The sequence below is a fragment of the Nostoc sp. 106C genome (assembly GCF_002154725.1).
Taxonomy (GTDB): domain Bacteria; phylum Cyanobacteriota; class Cyanobacteriia; order Cyanobacteriales; family Nostocaceae; genus Aulosira.
Map to the genome: position 1 here is coordinate 1 of NZ_MTAW01000206.1, position 18,041 is coordinate 18,041.

Consider the following 18,041-nt stretch of genomic DNA (forward strand, 5'->3'; position numbering starts at 1 on the left):
TCTATGCCCTATCCCTTATGCAGCAACCTTTATAGGTAGGTTGTCACCCTCTGAGGTAATTCTTACATTACTAATCAGTAACTTTATAAAAGCAAAGCAAATCAGAAATAATTAGTATTATTAATACATGATGGCGTTGAATAAACCACACTTGCTAGAAACTAAGGAAACTAAGACAAGCTTCCCTGTGGACTTAATCTCCGTCCTTAATTCGCTATAAATTTCCGAAGTTTTGTACTAAACCGCGTCAACTTTGAAAACTTTAGTTTTTTCTTGAGCGGGTTGTGCTCCCGAATCCTATACTCTTCCCCTTTCCTTGCTTCCTTTTGAAAAACTCCAGACCTCAACTTGGACGAGGTTTAGTATGATATTACATTGTAGAAAAACAAGCTAGGAGAAGAATTCTCACATACCCTCCATGTTGAAATATTCTTCCCCTAATGCTTTTCCTCTACAGCATATTTAACAATCAGCAAACAATTTCTACCATCCGAACCACGTTCATAGACAACACGATCAGTCAAGCGTCTGAGCAGAAACCATCCATATCCTCCTACTTGGAGAGTACCTGGTTCTGGCTCGACGATCGCATCAGGATTAAAAGGTTGTCCATAATCCCAAATTCTCATTTCTAACCTGTCAATCCACAAGCAAACTTCAATGTCTATAGTTGTGTCCGGCGGTAGAGCAGAGTGAGCATGACGAACTGCGTTGGTAAAGCCTTCTGCTAATGCTAAGTTGAGCCGATAAAGTTGGGTATCTGACCAGTTAAGTTGAGCTAAATTTTGCCGACAAAATTGCTCAAACCATTGTTGCACCTGGTTTAGGAGCTTTAATTCGCTCTTCACCGTCAGACGGTCGTGCTGCACTATGCTAAGCATTGACCTTGACTTGAATATTTAGTAAGTGATGAGTAACTGACAAATATGTGTATTTGTGGTGTGGGTGGGTTTTTAGATTTTGGAAGAGGTTGTGAATCCAAAACTAAATATCCAAAATGCAACCTGGATAATGAAAATTGACGCCTGTTGATTTTTTTCACAAGCACATATTACCAGAAGTATGAGCTATGGCTTCCACGTGAGCCACCAAGAGGGTGGCTTCGTCATACATCATAAATTCGGTACATGCGATTGAAAATCACAGGCGTCAAAGTGCTTTTTCGTGACTAATTTAGAAAAGTCCCAAAGTCAAAGATTTGTCTAATGGTAAGGCAGCACCAATACCTAGCCATAGGGTTACGAGTGTCCCAAACAGGAACACTGTGGTTGCAACGGGACGGCGGAAGGGGTTTTGGAACTTGTTGACGTTCTCGATAAAAGGAACGAGGATCAGTCCCAATGGTACTGAAGCCATTGCTAACACTCCTAAGAGTTTGTTAGGAAGCGATCGCAAAATCTGGAATACAGGGTACAAGTACCACTCAGGTAAAATTTCCAACGGCGTAGCAAAAGGATTGGCTGGTTCACCGTTCATTGCTGGATCTAGAACTGCTAGAGCCACAATGCAAGCGAACGATCCCATGATTACGATTGGAAATACGTAAAGTAGGTCATTGGGCCAAGCTGGTTCGCCATAGTAATTATGGCCCATACCTTTGGCCAGTTTGGCTCTGAGAATAGGATCGCTCAGATCGGGTTTTTTCTGTGTTGACATTTTTAAATATGCTCTCCTGCTTAAGTTGAGTTAAAGCATTTGTGAAAGCCATCAGCTATCAGGCAACCCTAGCTTGCGGCCATCCGCCAGTAGGGTTTTTACAGCTTGTCAGCTTTAGATATCAAGTTTTTGTTTTTCTTCTTGTTCATCAGTTTAAAACAAACAACTCTATCTTGAAACTGGCTGCGGTTGCCTGTTCGTGTTTCGGCTTAAATTACAAAGGTCCAGAAATGCCTTGCTTGCGAATCATCAAGAAGTGGAACAGCATGAAGACCGCAATCAACCACGGCAGAACAAATGTGTGGGCGCTGTAGTAGCGAGTTAGGGTCGCTTGTCCGACGCTAGAACCACCACGCAGCAAGTCAGAGATCAGAACACCAACCACAGGAATTGCTTCTGGAACGCCGCTAACGATTTTGACAGCCCAGTAGCCTACCTGGTCCCAAGGTAGTGAGTAACCTGTAACACCAAAGGAGACAGTGATTACAGCCAGGATGACACCACTTACCCAGGTCAATTCACGTGGCTTTTTAAAACCACCTGTGAGGTAAACCCGAAAGACGTGCAAAATCATCATCAGCACCATCATGCTGGCAGACCAGCGGTGAATGGAGCGAATCAGCCAGCCGAAGTTTACTTCCGTCATGATGTACTGCACTGAGGAGTAAGCTTCAGCAACAGTTGGCCTGTAGTAGAACGTCATGGCAAATCCAGTAGCAAACTGGATAAGAAAGCAAACCAGGGTAATGCCACCCAGGCAGTAGAAGATATTGACGTGGGGAGGAACGTACTTGCTAGTAACATCTTCAGCGAGTGCTTGAATTTCCAAGCGCTCCTCAAACCAGTCGTAAACGTTGGCCATACAATCTCAAGTTCCTAAAAATCAGTTGCGGTTGATCAATCTCCCAATGAGCAATTTTGGGATTTTAGCAAAGGGGTGTTTGTTCGTTTGCTTTTAAGGCTTCAGAGTGATAAGACTTTTAATAAACTTAACACTCTGTAAACATGTTATGTATTGCGTTCTCTGGAAACCAACACCAAGAATGGTGGTCACAAAGTAGATCTTATCGTTTGTTGAGTGGGATGCAACCCAATCAGCTGACTTAACAACTTGATTAAGACCAATGCACCACTTCTATAAAAAAAGTAACATAGTCGAGAGATAGATTTCATCAAAAACAAAGCAACTGGGCAGTTCTAGGCAATTTGGGTTGAGGTGGAATTCAAGATGAGCTTGTTCATGAACAAAAAGGTTTTTCGGCTAGGATTTTCATTGCTAATGGCAGTTTGCTTGGCGCTGGGCACACTTATCCCACCAGCAGCGGCTTTGACAGAAGAGCAAAAATTGATATCAGAAGTTTGGCGAATTGTCAATCGAACTTATCTAGATGAAACATTTAATCATCAAAACTGGTCGGCGGTGCGGCAAAAGGCTCTGGAGAAGCCAATAAAAAACCAGGAAGCCGCTTATGGAGCAATTCAGAACATGCTCAAAAGCTTGGATGACCCTTTTACCCGCTTTTTAGACCCGGAACAGTACCGCAGTTTACAGGTAAATACATCTGGGGAACTGACAGGGGTAGGTTTGCAAATTGCTCTAGACCCCGAAAATGGTAAGTTGCAAGTAGTAGCACCCATAGCAGGCTCACCAGCAGATAAAGCCGGAATTAGACCGCGCGATCGCATAATTAAAATTGAAGGTGTGTCCACAGAAAATCTCACCTTAGACGAAGCTGCGGCTAAAATGCGCGGACCAATTGGCAGCCTCGTGACGCTGTTAATTGAAAGAGATGGCGGGGAAGAAAAGGAACTGAGGGTGATGCGCGATCGCATCGCTTTGAACCCTGTAATCGCTGAACTACGCGTCACCCCACAAGGTACACCCATCGGTTATCTGCGCCTGAATCAGTTTAATGCCAATGCCTCAATGGAACTGGCACATGCTATTACTAGTTTAGAAAAAAAAGGTGCTGATGCCTACATTCTAGATTTGCGCAATAATCCTGGTGGGCTATTGCAAGCCGGAATTGAAATTGCCCGGTTGTGGTTAGACTCGGGCACGATAGTTTACACTGTCAATCGCCAGGGAATTCAAGGCACTTTTGAGGCATTTGGCCCAGCATTGACGCCAGATCCATTAGTTATTTTAGTAAATCAAGGAACTGCTAGTGCTAGTGAGATTCTCGCTGGAGCATTACAAGATAATGGTCGTGCCCAGCTAGTAGGCGAAACCACCTTTGGTAAAGGCTTAATTCAGTCTTTGTTTGAATTATCAGATGGTTCGGGTTTGGCAGTGACAATTGCTAAGTATGAAACACCTCAACATCGAGATATTAACAAACTAGGTATCAAACCAGACAAAGTGATTTCTCAAGAAGGAATTACCCGCGAACAGATTGCTACAGAAGCAGATCAACAATACCAAGCAGCTGTGGAACTGTTGACGAAAAACTCAGTAGTAGCGGGATTGGGGCACGGGGCATAGGGCATGGGGCATAGGGGCATTGATTAATAAATTATTCTCCTTGTCTTTGCGTCTTTGCATCCCTATGTCCTCCTTGCCTTCCTCATTCTTCATAAAAGCACTTGCATTTGACGCAAAGCTTGTAAATCTAGAGAGGCGAGATGCTGGTAAGCTTGAGCGATCGCACCTTTGCCTCTCAGAAAACCCGTGTTCGCACCAGGACAAATGTACTGAAGAGTTTCTGGTGTAAAACGTTCTAAAAGGTACTGGAGATTCTTAATTTGTCGCGGCCAGTGAAAGGTTTTGGCTGTTCGTAATGGAACTGGTTCACCCTGTTGGTTGGGAACTAAATGGCGTCCTGAAAACAGCACTCCTCCAAGGTGACTGTAGTATAAGCAAGACGAGCCAGGAGAATGACCTGGTGTCCAAATTATTTGTGTCGCTGAATCTAAAGTGAGTTCAACAGCAAATGTAGTTACAGTTAATCCTGGTAATAAATAAGCTTCTTGCTCTTGAATTACAACCTCGCAGTCCAAGGGTTGCTGAAGTTCTGCTGTCTTGCCAATGGCACCGCGATGAGTTAGAAATAGCCAGCGTACGCCGCCATGCGATCGCAAAAAATCGAGATTAGTCTGCTCTAGAGCCGGGCAGTCTATCAGGATATTGCCTTCATTTCTTACAATAAAATAAGAGGTTCCCCCTAATGTGTCCCGATTGGGTGGAAAAGCAAAAATGCTATTCAGCGCGAAGTCCGAGCTGAGGCTTCCTCCGAACGGAACTTCGTAAGAGAGCACAACCCGTGGTGGCTTAGCTGTATGACTTGGTTGTTGGGGTAAGGGGCACATGAGAAAAACACCGAAACTGAGGAGTTGTAAACAATTTGGTTACAGAGTTCAAACTTCTGAAGGCTGGAAGCTTGAAAATTAAAAACTGCTGTTAACCGTTGGGGAAAAATTGGGGTTTTATAGTCTGGCTGGTAGTGAAAGCTGTGGTGCTAACGCTACGGGTAGGACATTTTTTCAAATTACCGAAGAGCACATGACATTTTGGTTTCTCCTCCTACTGGGACTAGCTACTTATCTAATGGTGCAGCGTGTCGTCGCTCACAGCACCCAGACACCTGTTTGGTTGTTGTGGCTGGTTTTGATGACACCAGCATTCTTGTTGAGCGGATGGACGCTACTGTATGGGGCAAAACAACCGCCGCCACCATCACTGATCCTCTGGTCGTCAATCATTTGCATTCTGTTATACTGGCTGTTATTTCAATGGGGACGGCGAACACCTACAGATAAACAGACTGAACCCCAAGCCATTGAATCACAATCGGTTATTCATCCTACCGCAGAACCAGTAAAAGTGCGTCCCATTGAGCCAACGGAAGAAACCCAGCTGCGAAATTGTTTTCCCTGGTCTACATACTATATTCAAAACATTGAGTATCGACCCCAAGCCGTGATCTGTAGGGGTCAGTTACGAACTACACCAAGCCAGGCCTACCAGCAAATTAAGTCTAATATCGAAGCACAATTTGGCGATCGCTTTTTGCTGATATTTCAAGAAGGTGTCAACAGCAAACCTTTCTTTGTACTTGTTCCTAATCCTCAAGCTGCCAAACAGATCAATTCCAGCAACAACGAACAGTTAACACGCCCAGGATTAGCACTCTTGCTTTTAGTCGCTACGTTAGTAACTACTACCATAGTGGGAACCAAAATTGCTGGTGTCGACCTCAAATCACTACAATCTCAACCCAGTGTTTTACTCCAGGGATTGCCCTATGCTTTAGGACTCATGACTATTTTGGGCATCCACGAACTTGGTCACTATTTGACAGCTAAATACTACAAAATTCGCGCCACACTGCCCTATTTCATCCCCGTGCCTTTTTTCTTAGGAACATTTGGGGCATTTATTCAAATGCGTAGTCCGATTCCTAACCGCAAAGCTTTATTTGACGTTAGTATCGCTGGACCAATTGCAGGCTTTATTATCACCTTACCTTTATTAATCTGGGGTTTAGCTCATTCTCATGTGGTTCCTCTGACTGCAACCACCGGCCCCTTAAACCCTGATGCTCTCAATCCCAAATATTCAATCTTACTAGCGCTACTCTCGAAATTAGCACTGGGGAGTTTGTTAACCGCCAAATCAGCTATTGACTTACATCCAATTGCAGTAGCAGGTTTTTTGGGACTAATTGTGACTGCATTAAATTTGATGCCTGTGGGACAACTAGACGGGGGTCATATTGTCCACGCCATCTTTGGACAGAGAACCGCGATCGCAATTGGTCAAATGGCTCGCTTGTTGCTGCTATTACTTTCTTTTATCCAGGTAGAATATTTCGTTTGGGCGATCATCTTAATGCTCATACCGTTGATCGATGAACCTGCTCTCAACGATGTTACAGAACTGGATAATAAACGCGATATTTTGGGTTTATTATCAATGGCTTTGTTGGTAATAATTATACTGCCACTACCCCAGGCGATCGCTAACTTATTGCAGATTTAAATAGTTTAGTCAGTCGGAGGATGCCAACCGCTGATTACCCAACGCCTACGAGCAGCAACGGGATTTATCAATATCCGTAATTTGATTTCGTAAACTTTCGGGAATATATGTACACACGACAACTCAAGTGGCTGCTAAATTATATCCCCTTCTGTAAGCCTTATCCAGTAAAGATTTAATAGAATTAAGTAAAATGTGTTTTTTCTGCTATGTATAGGCGATCGCTACAGCGCAACTTTAAAATTCTATCTAAAAAACAAATTACCAACTACCGTTGGTGAGTGCGATCGATCGTTCAGGCTATGTTAGTGAAGCTTTCTCCCACCAATCTCTCTTGTAAACACAAGTTGATACAGCTGACAATCTCTCCCAGGATGTGTAAAGTAGTTGAGGATTATTTAATAACTGCAATTATTTAACGCATCCTGATATGGAAAAAAAAACCAAACGCCTCTTGCTGCTTGTTGTTTTCTGTAGTCTGACAGGTGTAATTTTAGGAGGAACTGCTAGCTGGGCAGAAAGCAATATGTGCTTGGAAGCCAAGACAGTCACAAGTGATTGCTTGACCCAAGACCCAATTCAAAAAACAATTCAAGGAATGAGTACCGGCTTGGTAGCCGGTGCTGGAGCAGCTTGCGGTGTAGCTTGGCAGTTACGACAGCATGATTAGAAGCGATAATTGCGATCGCGCACCCACAAACTAATGGGTACTGCGTTACCTTGGGGATCGACTTTAACTTTTACTACTATTGGTTGGCGTCGTCCCTCTCGGCTTTCTAAAGCACGGGAGATATCTCTACTAATTCGCTCCCGTTGCTCTTCTGGGATGTAATATCTTTCCACACCATAGTTAACAATTCCATCCCGATATACGCCTTTTAAGGCTACCTGATCGTTTGCAAGGTTTGAGGGGCGTTTACCACTTACCCGCACCAGTCTCCAAGCCCGAGGAACACCACGATCAAAGGATTCTCTCTCTTGCAAAGTGACATACAAGTTGGTTCCTTGAGCCAATTGCCTGTTTCTACCGCGATTTTGTCGCAGTAACTCCTCCCAGCCTGGCAGCCTTCTCAAAGTTGAGATGCGGGATATGTTATAGTCCAAATTGAGAGCGTAGTTTTGCCGCACATCATCAGGATCTACAGCCGCACTTTGCAAAATCACCGTCTTACCTGCAACATCTGTATACAAAGCTTGAGTAGGTACAGCCATGATCAACCCTGTTTGCAGCGCTAAGGGAACCAGTAGCCGCCAAAACGGTAGAGGCTTGTTTGCTTTCTGTTCAGTTGCAATTAGATAGTCTCTAAAAGTCAGCTTGCCAGAGAATTCGGCTTCGGGGGACCAGGATTTATTGGATTTACTTGATTCAGAGGTACTGGATTTTTTTGATTCAGAATTATTCGATTTATTCGATTCAGAGGAGTTACTTTTCATGGGCGTAGTCCTAAAAGAAGGGGCGACAAAAGTCTGGTTGAGAACCCAGGATTAGGACTGACGCAGAGAGACACTAAATACTAAATATAGGAATACGCAGAGATCATAAGCAATTAAACTGAATTGAGATCATCAGTAAAAAGTCAAGAGTTACTTTTTTTACTTTTCACTTCAGATAGGCGGCGTTCAAACCATAGTCCAGAGCTAATTAGCACAGAACCGCACATCACAAACACAAGGGACTTGAACAGCAAGTCTGTATTGTATTCCCACACCCGACTGAGAACTTGTAAAGTTAACAATAGCATACCGCCCCAGAAGGAACGTCGATCATTTAACTTTAATCCTTCTTGAATTAGCCCCCAAGCTAAGATTGCTAACAAGACATTGAATACAAAAATTCCCAATTCACTAATTCTGGTAATACCTTGATGCCAGAAAGGTACTACAGCTGTGATCGCAATAAATGTGCCAACTAAAACCAGAGTGAAAACCATTTCCCGGCGTGGAGCGTTGTTTCGTTGGCGCAGCAGAAACAACCATTGTAAAACTGCCAAACCACTGAGAATTCCCAAGTCAATTATGGGAAGAGTTCTAAGGATGTTGCTGTTAGTGGTTGGTGGAGAATAACCATAATCTGGAAATTGCCATTGCCAACGGAAGGACAAGATATAAAAGGCAAAGCCAAAACATACTAAAGCTAAGGTACGCGCCAAGGGTTGAAACAACCTATAATTAACTGTGGGAAATAGTAGGTCATCGTAACTCCACAATAAAGCTGGGGGAAGTGCAAAGGCAAACGATGCTACCCACGGTGCGATATCGGAATAAGTCAGGACTTGCAACGGATTGAGGTTGAATTGCAAGGAAGTCGTAAAGGCAAAGACTGCTAGTCCAAAAATCCAGCGCGATCGGCAAACATAAGCTAAGGGTACAAACAGCAACCATGATACCAACGGCATATGTCGCACTATTAACCGTGCCCAAGTCCATTCGTTGGGAGTGTACCACCAGTCTCCCAATCCACTCCAATAGCCAATCTGAATGAGGACAATAGCCAAAATACCCAAGGAATTTAAGGACAGGCTATAAGCCATCACTAAAACACCAAATCCCCAAGCGAGAAAAAGTTCCGAAGTGGAACCAGCAATATTGAAGGCTTGAGCCATTAAAAGTATATTTGCGCCTAAAATAAAAGCGCCTAATATGAGCAATGCTTCTCCTAATATGCGTTTGCTACGTTGTGGTTTTTTACCTTCAGCTTTACGAAGTGCAGGTTCTCGCCAGGTGTAAAAACCAGTGATAGTAACGGAGAAAAACAAACTCATCATCAAGATAAACTTGACATCTCGTGACCATTCCTGCCAGCTAGCGGCGATAAAAATGATCGTACCTAAGACTAACAGAATACCGCCGATTGCGATCGCAGTCATTCGAGAGCGATCGCGCGCAGCAGCTTCTATATTGTTAAATTGATAACGGTCTGCTAGCTGTTGGTACTGTGAGGAACTAATTATGCCTTCGTCTCTCCATAGTTGTGCTTCTTTGCGTATTTTTTGCTGAAAATCATCTAATATCATGACCCTCTCCAGTGAAGTGGTGTAGTTTAGCGCGCTTGAATGCGTCCTTAAAGGCAACAACTTCCAGTTCAACGCTGGAAGCTTATGCAGGTCGCACTTTGCGATGATTAGAATGGCGGTCATTATTTTTCAGTATGCAGCCAAACCCTGGCATGGCATTGTTCTTCCATAACAGTTTGATTTTCCAATGGAAAAACCTTCAAATCTATTACTTAAACTCTCGCGACGTTTGTTTGAAAACCCTGATATTCAAGAAAAATTTATTCAGGCGCTAATTAATCCTCAACCCTTTCAATCTTGTATTCTTTGGTGTCAAGAAAGGCCAGATATTTCACCTTTTACTGTAGAAATACCAACAAATTGGCAACCACAATTTGTAGACAGATTACACCTAGGACAAAAGCCTGGTAAACATCCTCTGCATGACCAGGGAGATTTTTATTGCCTGGATTTTTCTTCTGTATTTGCCGCTACTACCTTGTTAGCAATCCCACAATCGCTGCGTTTAATTTTTGATATGTGTGCCGCACCAGGAGGAAAGAGCATCTTTGCCTGGAAAGCTTTGCAACCTGAATTACTTATTAGTAATGAAGTAATTGGCAAACGTCTGGGAATGCTAATTTCTAATTTAAAACGTTGCCAAATCAAACCTATTTTTGTGGCTAATCGAGATTCTAGTATATTTGCCGAAGCTATACCTTTATCTAGTGATTTAGTTCTAGTAGATGCTCCCTGCACTGGGCAATCTTTACTAGCTAAAAATGAAACAGCACCAGGATGTTTCCACCCAACTAATATTAATAAATGTGCCAATCGCCAAAAACGGATTATAGCTAACTCCGCTCAAATTGTTGCACCTCAAGGCTATCTTGCTTATATGACTTGTACTTACTCTCCTGAAGAAAATGAGGAAGTTTGCGCATGGTTTTTACAACGCTTTCCCCAGTTTCAGGCAATCCAAGTTAGTCATTTACAAGACTATCAGTCACATTTAACAGAAATGCCTTGTTATCGACTCTTTCCTCAAGATAGATTAGGTGCTGGTGCGTTCACGATGCTATTCAAAAATACAGAAGAGGGTGAGACTAAAGAAGTAGATGAAGTTATTTATAATAATCTCGGTTTTAGACAAATTTTCTAAAACACAAAGTTCTTAAATCTTCTCTGCGCTACTCTTCGCATCCCTCCGCGTTCCTTTGCGTTTCAATCTCTAATTCTTGATATCCCGTCTGCTCATCAAAAGTTCTCTTGAAACTAAACTCTTCAGTTGCACCAATAACTATTTCGGCAGTTGTATAAATAATGCATCCATTATCAAGATGTCCTCCAATAGTTTTACCTTGCTTATCAGCAATGGCAATATGCAAATGTACACCTGTTATTGCTACCGTACCATTAAGAGCAAGTATTTCAAACTTGTCACTAAAGACTGTACTATTTTCTTGATTAGCAAATCGAATTTTTGCTTTTTTCAGACTACCGATTGCACTTAATATAAACCCTGCTTGGATATGTTGCTGAATGGCAAACTTTTTGAGGCTTTCTCTTAAATCTTCATTGGGTTTAAGTCTGATTGCAAATATTTTCATAAATTTTTTAGCAGTAGTTTGTATATTGCTCTAATAATCAAGGTTTAGGCAAGTTTATCAGTAATTACACTGATTTATTTTAGATACAAAATTTCATAGCATATACATAAAATATGCTCAGGATACTAAATATGTCAGACTTGTCGCTTCATTCTCAAAATTTAAAAGAACAAGTTGAGTATATATTACATCTTTTAGACCAAGAACCTAGATTACGCTCTTATGACATTACACCTGTGCAAACTTCTTTAAATAAAGCGATTTCTCCTAGATTTGAAATTGTCTTTGCAGGTGCATTTAGTGCGGGTAAATCAATGCTCATTAATGCTCTCTTAGAAAGAGAACTACTATACAGTGCAGAGGGACACGCTACAGGTACAGAGTGCAAAATCGAATATGCAGAAGTAGATCAAGAACGTGTTGTTTTAACTTTTTTAAGTGAAGCAGAAATTCGAGATCAAGCAATTTCTTTATGTAAACAGCTAGGATTTAAGACAGTTGCGAATATTAATCAAACTGATGTAATCAACTTACTCAATCAAGGTTGTGAAGCTATTCTTCAGCAAGAGGGTGGTGAGAGTAAATCGGAACGTGCAAAACAAGCAAAGGCGTTAATGTTATTGCTTGAGGGTTATGTAGTAAATCATCAACACATCCACACTGTTAATAATGCCACTTATTCGATGGCACAATTTAACTTTACCAATCTCAAGGAAGCTGCTAGTTATGCGCGTCGTGGTAGTAACAGCGCTGTTTTAAAACGAATTGAATATTACTGCAACCATTCTCTATTACAAGATGGCAATGTCATCATTGATACGCCAGGAATTGATGCGCCAGTAGAGAAGGATGCACTACTGACTTATCAAAAAATTCAACACCCTGATACTTCAGCGGTAGTATGTGTGCTGAAACCTGCTTCAGCCGGCGACATGACAAAAGAAGAAACGGAACTCTTGGAAACGACGCGGGGAAATGGCGGAATCCGCGATCGCGTTTTCTATGTCTTTAACCGCATCGATGAAACTTGGTATAATGCCCAGCTAAGGCAGCGATTAGAGGATTTAATTAACGGGCAGTTTCGGGATACGAAAAGGGTTTATAAAACCAGTGGTTTATTGGGATTTTATGGGAGTCAAATTAAACAGACAAGTGAGAAAGATAGATTTGGCTTAGATTCTATCTTTGCTGCAAGTGTCAAAGCTTTAGATGGTAGAGAAGAAACGCCACAATTTGTGAATGAGTTTAATCGCTATTGTGCTAACTCGGGTAAATTGTCAGGTAGTAAGTTTCGTGTTTCTGTCAATAGCTTTGAAACTCCCAATGAAAACTTTGTCAGAATCTTATCTGAACAGGGTATGCCACTAATTAACCAGCTAATTCAAGATAGCGGAATTGAAGAGTTTAGAACTGCTATTACTCGCTATCTTACCGAAGAGAAACGCCCCCAACTTTTCCATAGTCTGGCTGAGGATTTGCAAGATATTTGTATTAAATTGAAAAAACATTATGAAGCGGTATATCGGGATCTAGATAGTCAACCGCGAGAAATTGAAACAATGAAATTGCATGAATTGCAACGCCTCAATCAGCAATTACAGCAAGTTGCTAAAGACTTTACCCAGCATATTACAGAAGAAGTAAACCAAGTCATTAATAACACTTGTAATAATTTTGAGACGGATTTTCGGCAACTACAATCGCGAATGATTCGCCGTTTGGATGAATTACTAGATACCTTTTCTGTGGCTGAGGCGTATCGGCGTGCAACACTGAGTCATCCTCGCAATGCTACTGCACCTTTAATCGCTATTTTAGTGGAGGCATTTTATTATCTAGCTAATCAGTTAGAAGATATTTTGATCTTGTCTTCCCAAGAATTAGTCGCAAATCTTTTTCAGCAGCTAATGGAAAAGATTCGTAAATCAGACTATTATCGCCAATTATATCGTCTGTTAGGCCACGATGGTGGTATTGAACAAGAGATTAAGATTGTTGAAAAGCAGGTTTCTCAAGCATTAGTCAGTGCAGCTAGTGTAGAGTGCGATCGCTTTGTCAGAGAAAGCCCTAGATTTTACGATGAAGGCACTTTTTCTATATATCAGTTTCGTCAAACATTGCAGCAAACTTCTCAAGGTTACGATTGCGAAAGTATGCTAGAAGCAGAACCAGCAATTAGGCAGTTATTGAAATTAGACTTTGAACCAAAAGTCTCTCAAACTATTCGCAAGTCTTTCCGCCAAACTATCAATCAAATATTCAAAAATAAGTTGTTAGAAATCGCAGACAAGCAAGCAGAAAATATATTGCAACAGTATCCTCATGCACGTAACTATTTAGAAACAACGCTGGAACAAGAAGCTGAGGAAAAAATTCTGAATAATCAACGTTTACTGAGCCTAGTTACACAAAAAATAGCAGCTTACAATTTAGCAATTTCTAGTATCAATACTTATTTGCAATCGATGCACTTAAATGAAAGTTTATTGCCGTTAATTAATAATTATGGCGGGGAGCTAGAAATTGTTGATAGCAGGCTTACTAGTAATGGGTTTCTTGTTTCTGATGGATTAATAGATGTTGTTGCTGAGATTTAATTGTAACTTAGCTTATTTAATTGAAATAAAAGCTCAAAAATTTGTCAAAATTGATGAATAAAACTCCCCGCATTCGTATCCCTTCAGAAGTAAGAACATATGTTTTCCAACGCGACAAATACCAATGCCAAAGCTGCGGTAAAACGACATTAGAAACTGACCTCACTATTGACCATATTATTCCCCTATCCCTTAGTGGACGGAATGACCTCAGCAATCTCCAAACTCTCTGCGCTAGCTGCAATCAGCAAAAAACAAACCATATTGACCCCCGTTTCCGATGCCATTTTGATGTTTAATAGATAAAAAAACCATGTCTTATACAGGAAGACATGGTAAAACTAGTATGATTTACCTATTCTATTAGGTAATTTATAACTGCTAACTGGCTCTATCTATTGGTGTTTAGATTCGTCCCAAGCCTTGATTGCAGCCCTTAATTCCTTGAGAAATTTACCCGTTTCCAAAAATTGTGGATCTTTTGAGAGTTTCTGGAGAGTTTCTGGACTGCTTTCTAGCACAATTTTGTTGTAAGCATTGATAGCAGCATTCAGCTGAACTATATTCACATATGGTGTTTCACTGTTGTTCTGCTCTTTTGGTGTTTCGCTGTTCTGAGCAATAGCAGTACCTTTTATTAATTCTTTATTAGTTGCTACTGACTGCATTGGGCTTAAACTACCGACAGAAAGGCATGGTGTAGTTGATGAAGGCGAGACATAGAGAATAGATAGCGCATTAATGAGTGCTTTTACTGATGTTGAAGAAGCACCTAAATTTTCAAAAGCGGTTTGTAACTGAACTCCTGCTGCACAGGCATCTGTACCCCTAATTAGGAGTATGGCAAGAAGGCCAGTTGGGGTATTGGGGGATGCAGCGTTAGTATTTAGCTTTCTCGCAATGTTATTAAGATGTTCCTGAACTTCTTGTGGGGCAATAAGTTGGTTAATTGGACCATTAGGCGATCTATTATTTCGAGGAACGAAACTACCTCCAGATGAACTGGATGAATCAACGCTACTTCCTTGATTAACAAATTGACCTGCATTTGCTCTAATAGGTAAAACTACTAGAGAACTTAATAACATGAATACCAGACCAAGACTTAGAGAAAATTTTGACTTTTTCATGGCTTTTATCTCCAATTTAATTAGTGAGAAAATGCAGAACTTAGAACTCGAAAATATATCCCACATTTAAAGCAAAGCCAAGACCATTCGCAAAATTGCTAGTCACATCTGTAAAAATAGTGTTGACCACTATAGGTGTCTTTCTCAAAGGGGCAAAGGATGCACCCATATTCAAAGCATTCCCGGTCCAGCTACTTACTAGAGATACTTGAGGTGCAACTCGTAAACCTACACTACCGAAAACATTTACAGAATTATCCCCTCTTCTGAGTGCGCCTAAAGAACTGAAATCGCCACTCCCAATACCCACCGATAAAGTTAGAGGTAACTTATTACCTTGATTGTTTGGTTGTAGGTCAAATGCCTTACTAACTACTCCGTAAATTGTTTCTTTATCTTTGCCAGCATCTCCCCATTTAATCGGGTTGAACCAACCAACTGCTACGGCTGTACCATCAGCAAAGTACTTGTGTAGTTTCAGCCCAACAGCGCCACTGTCGCCAAAGTCACCACCTATGCTTTGTCCCCCAGTACTAATAATGTTGAAGTCAAATTCTAAACCTACAGATTTAACAGCATCACCAACACCAAAACCGAAAATTAGCGAACCATCAAGGTCACCTTTATCCAGCGGAAAATAGACTCCACCACCAACAAAGGCTTGACGCCAACTCGCACCATATCCTGTGGGAGTACCTGCACTAGAACCTGGTGCAACTGTTAGAGGTTCCTGTAGCGTGGCGATAGGTTCAATTAAAAGCTGTTGGCGTAATCTATTAGTTTCTCCTAAGGTGTCTCCTACCACGCCAGAAGAATCTGCCTGAGCAACTAATTTTGGTTGCTTAAGAGAGTTTTCGGCTTTTCGGGAAGTGATAATTTCTGGCTCTAAACTTACACCTTGATTTGCCACATTTAAGGTGTCTCCTACCACGCCAACGCCAGAAGAATCTGCCTGAGTGACTAATTTTGGTTGTGTGACAGTGGTTTCAGCCGTTTGAGAAATGACAACTGCTTGTCCTAAGTCTGCATTTTGGTTTGCTACTTTTGCAATAGGAGCAAAATTCTCTTGTGGTATTTGCAAAGAACTGAATTCCAGGTTGGGCTGATCATCTTCTATAGCTATCTTTCCCCAGCTTAAATCTTGTGCTGTCACTATTTCAGAAGCCAGCGAATCCTTTTGTGGGATTTCAGCAAAACTTACTTTACTGCTCAGATTGTCAGCTACTAATCTATCTTCAGCAGATGCAGAATGTGTAGAAATAGCCGTAGTCAGCAACAGACCAGTTACTAGGGTTCTTGCTAAATTGAAGAAAATATACTGTACTCTTTGGAGTACTAATATACTTAATTGATTTCCTTTTATCACAGTAAATTCCTCACACTTAACAAAATATAACGTTACACTAGGGTTGATTCATCCTATATCAAAGTATTTATAAATACAAGGTAAACGAACTAATAGTTTGATGTGTGGATACACGGAAACTGCTCACTCCTCCCTATAGATGAGTTTCTGAGATTTAACATTGATGATCGCTAGCCTTTGCTACTTAGAAAATTAATGTTATGAAATATTCACTACTGTCCATGTTTCATCGTACTATTCTTAATAAAAACTAGCGTTTTCATGTAAGTAAACAAGTAGTTCGTACTGGAGTACTTTGTGACACGCTCAGGTTGAATGTAACTTTCTAACGGGTGAAGAGTTTGACCAACCCGTAGCTTTGAGTAGATGATCTGTCCCTATTCATGAACGCAGCTTATGGACAGCGTAAATTCACTATTCAGTTATAATCGCAAAATTCTATAACGCCAAATGATATTCAAAATAGCTGAAATACCTACGCATACGTGGTAAATAGTGGCGTATATCAAGAGTTCATCAAGTGTGGGGCTTTGGCTTTTGCCCTGGTCATTCGCTAAAATGTTTCTGTAGACGGCCGCAAGACGACTTTTTTTAGAGTTTGGTAAAAATAGACAAACAGCATTATATAGGCGCAATGTTATTCGCGCCTGTCACAAAAAAATTTTAATTTTTAGTAACCTACTGATCTATCGCATTAATTTTGCGGGTTAAATGCTGTGTAGTCGGGATTTAAGGGACTTAAGTCCCAAATGCGCTGACTAAAAACCGAGCAAATGTCTTGTGTTTCAGATGGTAGCAGTTACTTCCAGAAGAATTGCTTGATTAGGGCAGAATAAAGCCAAATTTTTGAAGTACAGCCTTGGCTTGAGTACTAGTTAAATACTGAGCAAACTCTTTGGCAGCACCAGCGTTTTTACTACCTTTGAGCACTGCTAGCGGATAAACGATCGCAGAATGGTATTTTTCATCAGCCGCAACCACGACTTTTACTTTGTCAGAGATTTTGGCATCAGTAATGTAAACTAGTCCTGCATCGGCATTGCCACTTTCTACAGCAGCTAAAACTTGACGTACATTGTTAGCGTAGACTAATTTCGACTTGACTTGTGGCAAAATTTTCAACTTCTCAAGCACTTGTTCGCCATACTGTCCTGCGGGTACACTCCTAGGTTCGCCGATCGCAATTTTTTTAATTTTGGGGTCTTTGAGATTGTAGAAACTAGTTACACCTACACTATTCTTAGGTACAACCAAGACCAGGCGGTTCTTGGCCAGAATAGTACGGGTACCTGTAAGCAAAAGTCCTTTCGCTTCTAAAGCATCAACCTGCTTTTTGCCAGCAGAAACAAATATATCTGCGGGTGCACCTTGCTCAATTTGTTGCTGTAAAGCACCAGAAGCCCCAAAATTATAACTAATATTGACGTTTGGTTGACTTTGTTGGTACAGAAGCTTAATTTCTGCCAATGCATCTTTCAAGCTAGCAGCAGCAGACACTAGAAGGTTGGTATTAGACTGGGCTACTACAGGCGAGGGTGCAAACGCCGGCAAGCTAATTGCCAATACCAAGCTAGCAATTGCTGTACCAATCAAGGCTAGAATTCGTCTTCTGTTCATAGTCAAAGTGCGATCGCGGTTTTTTTCAAAAGTTAATGGTTGGTAAAATCCTACCAGGATCGCTGCAAAACTACCAAGTAAATTGGTAAAA

The 18,041-nt window shown here is 41.3% G+C and carries 16 protein-coding genes; 6 read left to right on the forward strand and 10 right to left on the reverse strand.

Features of this window, described 5'->3' with window-relative positions:
- Positions 1–437: 437 nt before the first annotated feature.
- The 3 genes from BV375_RS30865 to petB all read right to left on the reverse strand — a co-directional run bounded on the left by BV375_RS30865 (position 438) and on the right by petB (position 2,518).
- Complete coding sequence (locus tag BV375_RS30865) at positions 438–881, reverse strand: anti-sigma regulatory factor (protein ID WP_086767642.1); 444 nt, start codon at positions 879–881, stop codon at positions 438–440.
- Between the two features lie 292 nt (positions 882–1,173).
- Complete coding sequence (gene petD / locus BV375_RS30870; protein WP_086767644.1) at positions 1,174–1,656, reverse strand: cytochrome b6-f complex subunit IV; 483 nt, start codon at positions 1,654–1,656, stop codon at positions 1,174–1,176.
- Positions 1,657–1,870: 214 nt separating this feature from the next.
- Positions 1,871–2,518 carry a cytochrome b6 gene (gene petB / locus BV375_RS30875; RefSeq protein WP_086684453.1) on the reverse strand — a complete coding sequence of 216 codons (648 nt, stop codon included), beginning with the start codon at positions 2,516–2,518 and terminating at the stop codon, positions 1,871–1,873.
- 366 nt (positions 2,519–2,884) lie between these two features.
- On the opposite strand from petB, the gene ctpA reads away from it, so the two are divergent.
- Complete coding sequence (gene ctpA, locus BV375_RS30880; RefSeq protein WP_086767646.1) at positions 2,885–4,141, forward strand: carboxyl-terminal processing protease CtpA; 1,257 nt, start codon at positions 2,885–2,887, stop codon at positions 4,139–4,141.
- Positions 4,142–4,230: 89 nt separating this feature from the next.
- Here ctpA and BV375_RS30885 read toward each other — a convergent pair whose 3' ends face one another.
- Positions 4,231–4,965 (reverse strand): MBL fold metallo-hydrolase, encoded by a 735-nt coding sequence (locus BV375_RS30885; RefSeq protein ID WP_086767648.1) that lies wholly within the window; start codon positions 4,963–4,965, stop codon positions 4,231–4,233.
- Positions 4,966–5,158: 193 nt separating this feature from the next.
- On the opposite strand from BV375_RS30885, the gene BV375_RS30890 reads away from it, so the two are divergent.
- Positions 5,159–6,637 (forward strand): site-2 protease family protein, encoded by a 1,479-nt coding sequence (locus BV375_RS30890; RefSeq protein WP_086767730.1) that lies wholly within the window; start codon positions 5,159–5,161, stop codon positions 6,635–6,637.
- Positions 6,638–7,067: 430 nt separating this feature from the next.
- Complete coding sequence (locus BV375_RS30895; RefSeq protein WP_086767650.1) at positions 7,068–7,307, forward strand: hypothetical protein; 240 nt, start codon at positions 7,068–7,070, stop codon at positions 7,305–7,307.
- On the opposite strand, the gene BV375_RS30900 is transcribed toward BV375_RS30895, so the two are convergent.
- Together BV375_RS30900 and BV375_RS30905 are read right to left on the reverse strand one after the other, a co-directional pair.
- Positions 7,304–8,071 carry a GDYXXLXY domain-containing protein gene (locus BV375_RS30900; RefSeq protein ID WP_086767652.1) on the reverse strand — a complete coding sequence of 256 codons (768 nt, stop codon included), beginning with the start codon at positions 8,069–8,071 and terminating at the stop codon, positions 7,304–7,306. The genes BV375_RS30895 and BV375_RS30900 overlap by 4 nt on opposite strands.
- A 143-nt stretch (positions 8,072–8,214) precedes the next feature.
- Entirely contained in the window at positions 8,215–9,651 is a 1,437-nt protein-coding gene (locus BV375_RS30905; protein ID WP_086767654.1) for a DUF2157 domain-containing protein, read from the reverse strand.
- A 187-nt stretch (positions 9,652–9,838) separates the two neighbouring features.
- Here BV375_RS30905 and BV375_RS30910 point away from each other — a divergent pair, with 187 nt between their 5' ends.
- Positions 9,839–10,792 (forward strand): RsmB/NOP family class I SAM-dependent RNA methyltransferase, encoded by a 954-nt coding sequence (locus BV375_RS30910; RefSeq protein WP_086767656.1) that lies wholly within the window; start codon positions 9,839–9,841, stop codon positions 10,790–10,792.
- A 28-nt stretch (positions 10,793–10,820) separates the two neighbouring features.
- Here BV375_RS30910 and BV375_RS30915 read toward each other — a convergent pair whose 3' ends face one another.
- Positions 10,821–11,240: a PPC domain-containing DNA-binding protein gene (locus BV375_RS30915; RefSeq protein ID WP_086767658.1), complete on the reverse strand. Its 420-nt coding sequence runs from the start codon at positions 11,238–11,240 to the stop codon at positions 10,821–10,823.
- A 131-nt stretch (positions 11,241–11,371) separates the two neighbouring features.
- Between BV375_RS30915 and BV375_RS30920 the strand changes: the two genes are divergently transcribed.
- Together BV375_RS30920 and BV375_RS30925 are read left to right on the forward strand one after the other, a co-directional pair.
- On the forward strand, positions 11,372–13,837 hold the full coding sequence (locus tag BV375_RS30920; RefSeq protein ID WP_086767660.1) for a dynamin-like GTPase family protein: 2,466 nt from the start codon (positions 11,372–11,374) through the stop codon (positions 13,835–13,837).
- A 53-nt stretch (positions 13,838–13,890) separates the two neighbouring features.
- Positions 13,891–14,136, forward strand: a complete 246-nt coding sequence (locus BV375_RS30925) for an HNH endonuclease (protein WP_086767662.1) — start codon at positions 13,891–13,893, stop codon at positions 14,134–14,136.
- 96 nt (positions 14,137–14,232) lie between these two features.
- On the opposite strand, the gene BV375_RS30930 is transcribed toward BV375_RS30925, so the two are convergent.
- The 3 genes from BV375_RS30930 to modA form a co-directional block, all read right to left on the reverse strand.
- The gene (locus tag BV375_RS30930; protein ID WP_143842265.1) at positions 14,233–14,967 is read right to left on the reverse strand and encodes a hypothetical protein; all 735 of its coding nucleotides are present in this window, start codon (positions 14,965–14,967) and stop codon (positions 14,233–14,235) included.
- A 40-nt stretch (positions 14,968–15,007) separates the two neighbouring features.
- Entirely contained in the window at positions 15,008–16,333 is a 1,326-nt protein-coding gene (locus BV375_RS30935) for a hypothetical protein (protein WP_086767666.1), read from the reverse strand.
- An 822-nt stretch (positions 16,334–17,155) separates the two neighbouring features.
- Positions 17,156–17,950: a molybdate ABC transporter substrate-binding protein gene (gene modA / locus BV375_RS30940; RefSeq protein ID WP_086767668.1), complete on the reverse strand. Its 795-nt coding sequence runs from the start codon at positions 17,948–17,950 to the stop codon at positions 17,156–17,158.
- Positions 17,951–18,041 lie beyond the last annotated feature (91 nt).

Bases quoted from the DNA above. Each gene is read 5' to 3' on its own strand.
- BV375_RS30910 (WP_086767656.1), top strand. From the start codon at position 9,839: ATGGAAAAACCTTCAAATCTATTACTTAAACTCTCGCGACGTTTGTTT.
- BV375_RS30930 (WP_143842265.1), bottom strand. From the start codon at position 14,967: ATGAAAAAGTCAAAATTTTCTCTAAGTCTTGGTCTGGTATTCATGTTA.
- BV375_RS30920 (WP_086767660.1), top strand. From the start codon at position 11,372: ATGTCAGACTTGTCGCTTCATTCTCAAAATTTAAAAGAACAAGTTGAG.
- BV375_RS30900 (WP_086767652.1), bottom strand. From the start codon at position 8,071: ATGAAAAGTAACTCCTCTGAATCGAATAAATCGAATAATTCTGAATCA.
- petB (WP_086684453.1), bottom strand. From the start codon at position 2,518: ATGGCCAACGTTTACGACTGGTTTGAGGAGCGCTTGGAAATTCAAGCA.
- petD (WP_086767644.1), bottom strand. From the start codon at position 1,656: ATGTCAACACAGAAAAAACCCGATCTGAGCGATCCTATTCTCAGAGCC.
- BV375_RS30885 (WP_086767648.1), bottom strand. From the start codon at position 4,965: ATGTGCCCCTTACCCCAACAACCAAGTCATACAGCTAAGCCACCACGG.
- BV375_RS30905 (WP_086767654.1), bottom strand. From the start codon at position 9,651: ATGATATTAGATGATTTTCAGCAAAAAATACGCAAAGAAGCACAACTA.
- BV375_RS30865 (WP_086767642.1), bottom strand. From the start codon at position 881: ATGCTTAGCATAGTGCAGCACGACCGTCTGACGGTGAAGAGCGAATTA.
- ctpA (WP_086767646.1), top strand. From the start codon at position 2,885: ATGAGCTTGTTCATGAACAAAAAGGTTTTTCGGCTAGGATTTTCATTG.
- BV375_RS30915 (WP_086767658.1), bottom strand. From the start codon at position 11,240: ATGAAAATATTTGCAATCAGACTTAAACCCAATGAAGATTTAAGAGAA.
- BV375_RS30895 (WP_086767650.1), top strand. From the start codon at position 7,068: ATGGAAAAAAAAACCAAACGCCTCTTGCTGCTTGTTGTTTTCTGTAGT.
- BV375_RS30890 (WP_086767730.1), top strand. From the start codon at position 5,159: ATGACATTTTGGTTTCTCCTCCTACTGGGACTAGCTACTTATCTAATG.
- modA (WP_086767668.1), bottom strand. From the start codon at position 17,950: ATGAACAGAAGACGAATTCTAGCCTTGATTGGTACAGCAATTGCTAGC.
- BV375_RS30925 (WP_086767662.1), top strand. From the start codon at position 13,891: ATGAATAAAACTCCCCGCATTCGTATCCCTTCAGAAGTAAGAACATAT.